Origin of the sequence: Streptomyces coffeae (genome assembly GCF_016741875.1) — a bacterium.
GTDB lineage: Bacteria > Actinomycetota > Actinomycetes > Streptomycetales > Streptomycetaceae > Streptomyces > Streptomyces coffeae.
In genome coordinates this window covers 1-614 of record NZ_JAERRF010000178.1, presented here as the reverse complement: position 1 = coordinate 614, position 614 = coordinate 1, and the positions used below count along the sequence as shown (strand labels likewise).

General features: G+C 68.4%; 1 protein-coding gene. It reads left to right on the top strand.

Features of this window, described 5'->3' with window-relative positions:
* On the top strand, positions 1 to 614 hold a 614-nt coding region (locus tag JK363_RS41555), incomplete at both ends, for an acyltransferase domain-containing protein (protein WP_201883508.1).

The following is a 614-nucleotide window of genomic DNA, read 5'->3' as shown; positions in this document are numbered from 1 at the left end:
CGTTGACCGAGGTGTGCGAGGAGTTGGATCCGCGTCTGGGCCGTTCGGTGCGGGAGCTTCTCGCTGCCGACGGTGATGTGCTGAACGCGACCGAGTTCACGCAGGTGGTGCTGTTCGCGGTCGAGGTGGCACTGTTCCGACTGGCCGAATCCCTGGGCATGCGCCCGGATTACCTGATCGGGCATTCGGTTGGTGAGATCGCTGCCGCGCATGTGGCGGGTGTGCTGTCGCTGGCGGACGCGGCCGAACTGGTGGTGGCGCGCGGCCGGTTGATGGGTGCGCTGCCCACCGGTGGTGCGATGGTCGCCGTTCAGGCTGCTGAGGATGAGGTGGCCGAGTCGCTGGCCGGGTTCGAGGGCCGGTTGGAGATCGCCGCGGTCAACGGGCCGCTGGCGCTGGTGGTGTCCGGTGATGAGGACGCCGTGGAGGAGTGGCTGCCGCGGTGGGAGGGCCGTAAGACGACCCGGCTTCGGGTGTCGCATGCGTTCCACTCCCCGCGGATGGAGCCGATGCTCGACGAGTTCCGCGCGGTGGCCGACAAGCTGCACTACGCCGAGCCGCGCATCCCGGTTGTCTCCAATGTGTCCGGTGAGTTGGTGTCGGCGTTCGACGCC